The 11,098-nt window shown below is 39.0% G+C and carries 8 protein-coding genes; all 8 read left to right on the forward strand.

The window, feature by feature from the left end; genetic code table 11:
- Window positions 1–447, forward strand: a 447-nt coding sequence (locus ACT3QP_RS12885; protein ID WP_444525778.1) for a hypothetical protein, incomplete at its 5' end; no start/stop codon positions are given.
- Window positions 448–736: 289 nt separating this feature from the next.
- On the forward strand, window positions 737–1,255 hold the full coding sequence (locus ACT3QP_RS12890; protein ID WP_444525779.1) for a hypothetical protein: 519 nt from the start codon (window positions 737–739) through the stop codon (window positions 1,253–1,255).
- 287 nt (window positions 1,256–1,542) lie between these two features.
- On the forward strand, window positions 1,543–2,142 hold the full coding sequence (locus tag ACT3QP_RS12895) for a DUF1819 family protein (RefSeq protein WP_444525780.1): 600 nt from the start codon (window positions 1,543–1,545) through the stop codon (window positions 2,140–2,142).
- On the forward strand, window positions 2,139–2,717 hold the full coding sequence (locus ACT3QP_RS12900; protein ID WP_444525781.1) for a DUF1788 domain-containing protein: 579 nt from the start codon (window positions 2,139–2,141) through the stop codon (window positions 2,715–2,717). The genes ACT3QP_RS12895 and ACT3QP_RS12900 overlap by 4 nt, the downstream gene beginning before the upstream one ends.
- Window positions 2,718–2,757: 40 nt before the next feature.
- Window positions 2,758–6,432 carry a BREX system P-loop protein BrxC gene (gene brxC / locus ACT3QP_RS12905; protein WP_444525782.1) on the forward strand — a complete coding sequence of 1,225 codons (3,675 nt, stop codon included), beginning with the start codon at window positions 2,758–2,760 and terminating at the stop codon, window positions 6,430–6,432.
- Between the two features lie 8 nt (window positions 6,433–6,440).
- On the forward strand, window positions 6,441–7,610 hold the full coding sequence (locus tag ACT3QP_RS12910) for an AAA family ATPase (protein ID WP_444525783.1): 1,170 nt from the start codon (window positions 6,441–6,443) through the stop codon (window positions 7,608–7,610).
- Window positions 7,607–8,365, forward strand: coding sequence for a hypothetical protein (locus ACT3QP_RS12915; RefSeq protein WP_444525784.1), 759 nt, complete (start codon window positions 7,607–7,609; stop codon window positions 8,363–8,365). The genes ACT3QP_RS12910 and ACT3QP_RS12915 overlap by 4 nt, the downstream gene beginning before the upstream one ends.
- 2 nt (window positions 8,366–8,367) lie before the next feature.
- Window positions 8,368–11,098 (forward strand): BREX-1 system adenine-specific DNA-methyltransferase PglX (gene pglX, locus ACT3QP_RS12920; protein WP_444525785.1); only part of this gene is annotated, 2,731 nt, incomplete at its 3' end.

Genomic DNA, 11,098 nt, shown 5'->3' on the forward strand with positions numbered 1-11,098 from the left:
GATATGGTCTATCGTTTTGGCTGGATGGAAGACGCTTGTACTGGCGATCAATTAGGTTTTGAGCTTTTAAAAGGCCAGTCATTATCAGAAAGTATCAAAGGATCAAAAAACTATACTTACTTCATAAAGCCTAAATCACAATGGTCGCAAGAGCATCGCGACATTATCAAGGATGTAAAAATGGTTGAGGGGCCAGAATATATTGAGTATTACGTTGATTTTATAGACGGTATAAAATATCGTAATCAACCATTAGATGGATATATATTTAAATTTAGAGCCGAATCATCAGGTGGTGAAGATGTTTTAAAGTTTGCATCAAATGCAGATGTGGCGTCTATTTGGCCAAACTTTACTACCCGTACTATGGAATACTGGGGTGAAATGACGGATATAGGAGCAACCTATAGTCCTCAAAATAAAACAATTACCTGTATGTTTGATTAAATATCAGGCTTAACTACGCTATATCACTGACATTAGTCTTATTGATACAGATAGTTATATTTAGAATCAAAATAATAACTATTTGATTAAATATGACTCATATTGCAATGCATGAAGATTAAGCAGTTAGTTACATCTAGTTATTTTAAAAGCAAAATTTACCAATGAAAATAACTACCGTTTGTCGGTTTGATATTTATGAGCATGAATTGATTGATATAGTTTTGTTAGATCTACCACAATCATCAAGAACAACGATGTTTTTCAAAATGCTAATAGGATACACATAATGTTCAACAAGACGAAGCTAGTACTAGCAACCTCAATAATAGTTTTAGGATTCTCCTCTCCCTCCTATGCGGCGACTACGAAGTATGGTATAACCGTATCTGAATGCAATTTTGATTATGATGAAGAGAAATTTTGCATAGATAGCCGCTTAAAAAGTTACGCTAAGGTTCTAAAAGAGCGTAAGCCTAATTTTGATAGTGATAAGATCATTTATATTTTTGAGACTAATGAACCAGGGTTTGTTGGTGAAAAACCTTACCGCTTAGTAGTGATTGATACTACTAAAAAGACCGTACATCCTCTTGAGTATGCACTATCACCTGCAAGTGATTCTTATGGGAAGCCAGTAGTTATTAACAATAAAGGTGAAACTATTGAATTTGATTTTAATGTAAAATCTGATCGGTTTTGTTTCTCAGGCAATATTGGTGCTTATAGAAATTCCTACGACTATCAAGACGGGCCTTTTTGTTTTAAGTATAATAAGAATACGCAAGGTTTAGCTAGAGTGAACTAAAGTACTCAATACTCATTTTAGATGTATAGAAATACGAGCTGTACTAAATATAACGTTTAGTGCAGCTTTTTACTATGTAATATTCCGACTTAGATTTATTCACTCTTACAACTAGTATGAAATAGCAGTTTGATGTACGCTACGCGCAGAATTTCAGTAGCGACTATAGGCTGAAAATAATTTTAAGTACTTACTTTAGGCTATGACTAAGTAGGTTTTCTTTCGTTTTTAGAGAATAGAGTTATTAAAATAGATCGACCGTACTACCAATCGCGAGTAACTAAAATATGAATGTAAAAGATTACGTTGGTGATCTGATCGGAGCAAGTTTGCTGATTACTGAGTCGCGAATCATTGCAGATTGTCTATTGAAAGACTTATCTGATGATGAGTGGAAATTACTTGTTATTGAGCAAAACATCCTTCAAAAGAGATCAGCCCAGACAGCAAGCCGCTATACAAAAACGATTCGCCATCGTATTGGAGGGCTTGGTGACGACTTTATAGTATCGTTGCTTGAGTCTACTGAGCGTGCCTATGTTCAACTATTAATGGCGGCATTGCTGATTAATTCTCCTATAGTGGCTGACTTTATGCGCTTAAGCCTTGCTGAAGCGCGCAGAACCTATAAGCCAGCATTGGCATCTGATGCTTGGACTGAGTTTTATGACACACAGATACGTGTCTATCCAGAGCTAAATAAATTCTTTGAGTCGACCATTAATAAAATGGGCAATAATGCGATTAAGTCATTAGTAGATAGTGGCTATCTAAGTGATAGTCGTAAACGTCAGATCCAACCCGTTTACCTGCTACCAGAAGTAAAAGAATGTCTTATACGCATCGATAGGGAAGACTTAATCGAAGTTATGGAGTGCACAATATGAATGCGCTTAAGAGACGACTTGATTTAATTCTTGAACGCATAGAGAGTCCAAAATTCTTAAAAAATGATGGTTTGGGTAACGAGATTGGTTTTTGGGTATTCGATTATCCAGCAAAGCATGAGTTGGTGGTACGAGACCATCTTGAGCATGTTGTTGATAGGTTAGATAAGCGTGATTATCGTTTTGTTCATTTAAATATATTTACCGTGCTTATTGATATGCTTGAGGAACGTGGCTTGTTTGAACGTGCTTGCCAACGTGAACAGCAGGTTGGCGTCGATAGTTTACGTAAAACGCTAGCAGGGCCCCTTAGCCAAGATAAGGTAGCTAAATTTATTGCTAATAAATATAAACCCGCTGAGCTAGATTTTGTACTGTTATCAGGTTTAGGAAGCGCATGGCCGTTGGTTAGAGGTCACGAGCTGCTTAGTGCATTACAAGATATTATGGATAGTACACCATTGGTTCTATTTTACCCTGGTGAATATAGCGGGAGAGATCTGTATCCTTTTGGCATGATTGAATCCAAAAACTACTATCGCGCTTTTAAATTAGTGTCTGAAAATGGCAAATAAAATTTATCAATGATAAGAAATAAAATAGAGAGCCTACTAGATGAATATTGAACAGATTTTTTCAAAGCAGCTGACTCGTGATATCAATGGCGTTGTCAAAGCTGAGCAAAAGGACAACGACAGTATCTATGTTGAGCTAGATGAGTATGTTATAACGCAAGAGCTTAATAGGCATTTTCGAGCGTTTTTTGCCGCTTATGCGCCTTCTGTAGATCATAGTGGTTCTGCTATGTCTGGAAAAGTTGGAGTTTGGATTTCTGGGTTCTTTGGCTCTGGTAAGTCACATTTTTTAAAAATATTATCATACTTATTAGAAAATAAGTCAGTAGAGAAAGATGGTGAAGGCCGGCAAGCCTTTGATTTTTTTAAGGACAAGATTACAGATACCGCTTTATTAGCAGATATTAAAAAGTCTGTTAGCAAAGATACCGATGTTATCTTGTTCAATATTGATTCAAGAGCGAATACTGAAGATCGTGAGAATGCCATTCTTAAAGTATTCTTAAAAGTGTTTAACGAGCGTGTGGGTTACTGTGCTGATTTTCCTCATATTGCGCATTTAGAGCGTGAGCTTGATAAGCGTAACCAATACGATTCGTTTAAGGCCAAGTTCGCTGAGCTGACCTCATCTACATGGGAGGAAGAGCGTGATGCCTATGACTTCTATCGTGATGAGCTATCAGAAGCTTTGGCTCATGCCAGCGAACAGTCCAAAGAGTCGGCTAAAGACTGGGTACAACAGATAGAGAATAACTTCCCGCTCGATATCCAAAACTTTTGTAAATGGGTAAATGACTATCTAGATAGCAGTGGCGACCGCAATTTATTATTTATGGTCGATGAAGTGGGGCAGTTTATTGGCAAAAACACCCAAATGATGCTTAAGCTGCAGACCATTACTGAAGACTTAGGGACCTACTGTGGTGGTCGTGCTTGGGTAGTCGTCACATCACAGGCAGATATTGATGCAGCTATTGGTGGTATGAGTAAAGGTGATGGTCAAGACTTCTCCAAGATTCAGGGCCGCTTCAATACTCGTCTACAGTTATCTAGTTCAAACACCTCTGAGGTTATCCAAAAGCGTCTGTTATCTAAAACAGAAAAGGCTCATGAGTTGCTCACTGATATATTCACTGAAAAAGGTGATATCTTACGCAATCAGTTGACCTTTGATAAGACAACCACAGCTGATCTAAAAAGCTATACCGATACTCAGTCTTTTGTAGATAATTATCCCTTTGTCCCTTATCACTATAACTTGGTTCAAAAGGTCTTTGAATCTATTAGGGTTAAAGGGGCAAGTGGTAAGCATTTAGCCATGGGTGAGCGCTCTTTATTAGATGCGTTTCAGTCTGCGGCAAAGCAGATGAAGGATAATGAGCTTGATGTGCTGATTCCTTTTCATAGTTTTTACGCACCTGTTGAGAGTTTCTTAGAGCCAGCAATCAAGCGTACTATTGATAATGCCTGTGGGCTAGAGTCATTAACTAAATTTGATCAGAATATCTTAAAGACTTTATTCTTGATTCGTTATGTTGATGTGGTCAAAAGCACTTTGGATAATCTAGTGACCCTATCAATTGATCGCATCGATGCCGACAAGATTAAGTTACGTAAGCAGATTGAAGAGAGTTTAAACCGGTTAGAAAAACAGCTGCTCATAGCGCGTAACAATGATGTATTTATATTTTTGACTAATGAAGAAAAAGAGATTGAAAACGAGATTCGTCAAACAGACTTTGAGATATCTGAGGTATCGAACAAACTCTCAAATATTGTGTTTAATGATATTCTTAAGAATAACCGAACTTACCGTTATCCTATAAATAAACAAGACTTTCTGGTCAGCCGATTTTGCAACGGTCACCCTAAAGATGGTACAACGCTCGAAGATTTAGTTATCAAAGTCGTATCACCATTAGATAGTCATTACGATAGCTTCTCTCATGAGCAGGCATGTATTGAGCATAGTCTAAAAGATAATGGCTCTGTACTGATTAAGCTAGGTGAAGATCAGCGTTTATGGGATGATCTGACGGTATTTATAAAAACCGATCGTTTCTTAAAACAAAACTCAGGGCAGCGACCAGAGCAAGAGCACCTGCTACGTGAAAAGCAAATGGAGAACATGGCGCGTGAAAAACGCTTGAAGGTGGGTTTTGAGGAGTTATTTGCACAGGCTAGCGTTTATGCTATTGGCACTAAGATGCCCAAAAAATCAATGACGCCAAGCGTTATCGTTGAAGAGTCCTATAAGTACATCGTTGAAAATACCTTTGCCAAACTAAACTTGCTAAATGTGACACCAGGTGAAGTGCTGCCTGAGCTACAGAAAGTATTAGTAGCAGATAATGCCGCCCAGCTAGGACTTGACCTTCAAGCAGATGAGTGCAACCCAGACGCCACTCGCGAAGTAGAGCAGTATGTTTCGTTCAGAATAGAGCGCAATGAGCCAGTTTATTTAAGTGATATCGTGACTCATTTTGGTAAACGTCCTTATGGCTGGCCTGTTAATGAGATACTGCTATTAGTCGCACGGCTTGGATTGGCAGGCAAGCTTGCGTTTAGTCTCCAAGGTAGTGATTTGGCACTCAATAGAGCGTATGAGCCATTTAACAGTGTACGCAGGCGCGGTGATATACGAGTTAGTAAAATTCGTCAGGTTAATGGCAGTCAGATCAAAACAGCCTCTAATTTGGTGAAAGATCTATTTTCTAAAACCTTTACTGGCTCTGGTGAAAAAGAGCTGTATGAGCTAATAAAACTAGCACTAGAAAACTGGCATGAAGCGTTAAAGTCTTTTCGCACAAAATCGCAAACGGGACACTTTCCTGGTAAGCCAGAAATTAATGATGGGTTGGCATTGGTAGCGGGCATACTAGAAAAAAAGTCAAGCTTTGAGTTCATTGAGCGATTTTTACAAGACGCCAATGCATTAGAAGCGTTTGTTGAAGAGTTTGAAGACCTCGATGACTTTTATAACAGTCAGTTTCACATATGGCAATCTCTCTCTGCTGCATTGAATGAGCGCTTTAAGGCCAACTTGCCCGCGCTTGAAAAAGAGCCGCAAGCATCAAAGGCTCTACAAGAGCTCAAGCGCATTTATGACATGCCAGCGCCTTATGGTCAAATGCGCCTTATTAGCCCATTGATTGAGCAGGTCAATAAGATTAACTTAGCTTTAGTAGAAGATAAGCGTGCTCATGCTCTCATTAGGGTGGATGAGCGTATTGAACGTATCAATCAAGCGTTAGCAGAAGCTTCAGCACCTGCAGAGATCAAAAACAAAGCGCTGCGTCCGCTGCAGTTATGTCGAGAGCGTATCGAGGAGACCCACTCTATTCCCCAGATTTTTAGCGAACAGTCGGAAGCTGAAGATTATGAGGAAAGCGCGAATGAGTTATTAAATGACTTTATCGAACAGCAACGTAAGCAAGTTGAACATGAGCAACGTCAGCGTGTTATTGAGTATGAAAGACAGCAGGCTGAAGCAGCAAAAGCAGGTAAGACTGTACCGCAGTCTATACCTGAACCCATTGTCCCTGTTCCAGTAGTAGCCAAGCGTACCTTTACCATTGATCCTAAAGAGGTTATGAAACACTCAGTATCGGGCGACTTTATCGAAAGCACTACCGAAGTAGAGGATTATCTATGCGCGTTAAGAGAGCAACTAATAGCCGCTATAAAAGCTGGTGATCGAGTAAGAATTAAATAGAGGTTACTATGATCAAACGAATAAGCGTAAATGCATTTAAGTCGTTAGTAGACTTTGAATTAACATTAGACTCCAAATTTAACTGTATCATTGGGTTAAACGGTGCAGGAAAAAGCTCTGTTTTGCAGCTATTTAGCTATGTATCCGCTCTGTTTAGTGGAAAAGTAGATTACTGGCTCAATGAAAGAGGATGGGAGGCAAAAGATGTTGCTTCGTATTTCTTTCCTAGTCGAGAAACAATTGATTTAATTATTGATATAGATATTTCGGATAAACAACTGCGTTGGGAAGCGACTTATAATTGGAAAAAAGGGTTTTGTACTAGTGAAACATTAACTGATTTATTAAATGATCATCAGCTGTTACGTCTATATCAAGGAAGGCTGAAAACCAAACGATATAATTTTCCTGAGATTATTTTCAAATACTCAGGTTCAATCTTATCGGCTTTAGATGATTCCGCTTTGCCTCAAGAAGCTATTCTTTTACGTAAATTCATGACTGGTGTCGATAGCCATGATCTCTTGTCACCTAAGGTTATGCGAGCTGGACGTTTTACATCAGCCGGTAAGATTGGTAATGCAGGCGAATATTTAATTAGCTATATCCATAAATTGGATAAAAGTTCACAAGATGTACTTTTGAAAAACTTATATGGCTATTTCCCCCGAGTTGTAAAAATTGAGACTAAAACGGAGTTAGACGGTACGTTAAGTCTTCTGCTAACAGAGCGATTTTACGATGAAGACGGCTCACATATTGACGTTATAACCAATGCAAAGCATATCAATGATGGGATGCTGCGTATTCTTACAATTCTAGCAAGTCAAAGGTCAAACTCAAAGTTCCAACAATTTGATGAGATTGAAAATGGAGTTAATTCTGAAGTAACTCAAAAGTTAGTAAAAACTTTTACCCAGTCTCCGCAACAAGTTTTAGTAACAACCCACAGCCCAATTGTATTAAATTTCATTGAAGAAGAATTAGCTAAAAATTCGGTTCATCTCGTTTATAAAAACAAGCAAGGTCACACGAAAGCAATTAAATTTTTTGAGCTTAATTCTGCGAATAGTAAGCTTGAAGTGTTAGCACCAGGTGAAGCAATGTTGGACCTATACTTATTAGATGTAGCAGAAGAGGCCGAAAAGTTTCGAGTTGATAGGTTAACTAAATCATGATTATGCATTTGATTGCTACAGGTGAAGGACCAACCGATATAGGCTCTTGCCTTAATGGTTCAGGAGTCTCACACGATGAAAACTTTCTACGTGGACCAATGTACGAACTGTTCTTGAAGCTACTAGAATCCTGCTTACCTGATTGGAATCAAGAACAAGAGTTCACCCACACTTTTGTTTATAGAAAAGAGTTAGGTCAGAAAGCAAAGGCCAGTAAAGTGAGACTTCCGAGTAAAGATAAAGTTGTAAAAGGACACTTGGAACATGCGAAACGCGCTGCTGCTCTAGCAGAAATGACAAAAGGAAACTTTCCAGATACGTGGGCCAACAGTCTTTCAGTGTACTTTCATGACTGTGACGGAACGCGATCAGAACTAGATCGAGAACCCGACATGCAAGAAAATAGAGTTAAAGCTGTTCTGTCTGGATTTAGGGCAGCTGAGTATAACTATGGAATTGCAATGATTCCTAAACCTACGTCTGAATCGTGGGTTATCTGCTCAGTAAAAGATAATCCATATTGTCATTGTGATATTCTTGAAACTAATCTTTCTGGTAACGACCGATCCTTGGGACGTGCTCCAAAAATAGTTTTGGCTAACGCAATAAATAATCAGAACTATACTCGTGCAGATCTTGGAGTTCTTATCGCTAACATAGATATTAATCGATTAGATGATATGCCAAGTTTTAAACAGTTCAAGCAAAATATTAAAACTGCTGTTCAAACCGCTTGCAGTACAATAGGTAAATAATAATGAATACTACTAATTTAAAAAAATACGCCCCGCAGGCGAGGCGCGAATTTATCACAGCCGTTTCAAAGCAATTAAATCAATTAGGCATTTACAGCGACAAACAAATTTCTGATGTCAAAGAAGAAGGCTCAGTTTTACTCATAGAAGGTAAAGCTTTCACGCCTGATATTAAGTTTGCCCGAGAGAAGCTAGTCAAAAAAATTAAACTGATTGGTTATAGTCAACTGGTAGAGCAAGGCGCTTATACGTGGTTTAACCGCCTATGCGCGATTCGTTATATGGAGATTCATGATTATCTTGGACATGGCTTGCGAGTATTGTCGCATCCAGATAATCCTACAGGATTTGAGATTATCGATCATGCCGTGGATGCCGCTGACGAGCTAGATCTAGACCGTGATTATATTATTGAGTTAAAGCTGGCCGGTAACAAAGATGAGACGCTATATCGGCGGCTTCTGCTAAAGCAGTGCCATAAGTTGCATGAAGCCATGCCATTCTTGTTTGAAGCCTTAAATGATGCGACCGAGCTATTATTACCAGATAACCTTACTCGTACCGATTCGATATTGCGTGGCTTGGTTGATAGTATTCCTGAAGAGGACTGGGATCAGGTTGAGGTCATCGGCTGGCTATATCAGTTCTATATCTCTGAGAAAAAAGATGAGGTTATGGGTAAGGTGGTCAAAAGTGAAGACATCCCAGCCGCCACTCAGCTATTCACACCCAATTGGATTGTAAAGTATTTGGTACAAAATTCAGTCGGTCGTCAGTGGCTACAGACTTATCCTGAGTCAGCTATCAAAGCTCAGATGGAATACTACATTGAGCCTGCCGAGCAATCGTCTGAGGTCAATGAGCAACTACAAGCGATTACGCCTGATAGTATCGATCCTGAGAGCATCAAGGTACTAGACCCAGCAGTAGGGTCGGGCCATATATTGATCGAAGCTTATAATGTGCTAAAGGCTATCTATGAGGAGCGCGGCTTTCGCCCTCGTGATATTCCTAAGTCTATATTAGAAAATAATCTGTATGGTTTAGATATCGATGATCGTGCGGCTCAGTTATCAGGCTTTGCACTGATGATGCTGGCACGTGCTGATGATAAGCGTATCTTTACTCGTAATGTCAGTCTCAATGTACTGGCACTACAAGAGGGCAATCATATCAACTTGCCAACAGTATGGCGTGAGCTGAACTTGTCTGGTGGCTGGGATACGGATGCCCCACAAGATATGTTTGCTGATGAGACGCAAGATCTTAGCTCGTTTGAGGCGGACAATCGCTATCAGCTGTTGCAGCGTACTTTAGCGCGATTCACTCAAGCGAAGACGTTTGGTTCTCTCATTGAGGTACCAGCAGATGAGTATGATGGCTTAAAGGAGATGCATGAGACTTTGAGTGAGCTGGCGGAGTCTGGAGATTCATATCAAAGGCCTGCGGCTAAGCAGTTGATTGATATTATTCATCAGGCGCTTATTTTAGCTATTCGTTATGATGCTGTGATTGCTAATCCGCCGTATATGGGTGGCAAAGGCATGAATAATGAGCTAAAAAAATTCGCTAAGGAAAAGTATCCAAATAGTAAGTCAGACTTATTTGCGATGTTTATGGAGCGTGCATTTGCACTGCTCACAGAGCATGGGTTCAATGCACAAATTAATATGCAGTCTTGGATGTTTCTGTCGAGCTATGAAAAGTTGAGAGAGAGCTTACTTGAAGGCCATACGATTATTACAATGGCACATTTAGGTGCGAGAGCATTCAGTCAAATTAGTGGTGAAGTTGTTCAAACAACAGCTTGGATTATTGCGAATAAAAGTATTCTAAACTATAAACCTACATTCTATCGTTTAATTGATGGAAATGAAGAGGATAAACAAGCAGCGTTACTAAAACGTGAAAAACAATTTAATACAACTGAGCAAAAAGACTTTAAGAAGGTTCCTGGAAGTCCGATTGCGTATTGGGCAAGTAAATCACTCATTAGTATCTATGAAGACAATCCTAAAGCAGAGCAAAGCTCACAAGCTGCTGTTGGACTGCAAACAGGCGATAACGATCGGTTCATGCGGTTTTGGTATGAAATAGATAGTTTGAAATTTTCAGACACTATGAAAAGCACAGATGAAACTGTAGGTAGTAAGATAAAATGGGTGCCATATAACAAGGGCGGCTCTTATAGGAAATGGTATGGAAATCGTGAATATGTTGTAAATTGGGAAAATAATGGTGAACTACTGAAGTCTTTCAGACCTAAGTCGGTGATTAGGAGTCCACAATTTTATTTTAGAGAAGGTTTAACTTGGTCGGAAATAACATCTTCTTGGAAGTCTTTTAGATATAATGAGTACGGCTCTATATCTGATGTAAAAGGTCAATCTGCGTATTTTAGCTCAAAGAATGAGTTAGTATCTGCACTATGCTGGTTGAATTCCAATGTGGTTGAAAAATTAACAAAGATTCAGAACCCAACTCTTAGCTTTCAATCAGGGGATTACAAAAACCTTCCTTTACCAGTATTGAAAAAGGAAATGATTCCACTAGGGGAGAAAGCAATATCATTATCTCAAAAAGATTGGGATGCCTTTGAAATTTCAAATAGATTTAAGAAATCCCCCCTAGTGTCAAAGTTATTAAGAGTTCAAGATTCGTATGATAAGTTTTTTTCTAACTCCAAAAATGATACTTCTCGACTCAAAGAATTAGAAGAGCAAATTAATAGTT

The organism is Psychrobacter sp. AOP7-B1-24, assembly GCF_052376215.1.
Lineage (GTDB): Bacteria > Pseudomonadota > Gammaproteobacteria > Pseudomonadales > Moraxellaceae > Psychrobacter.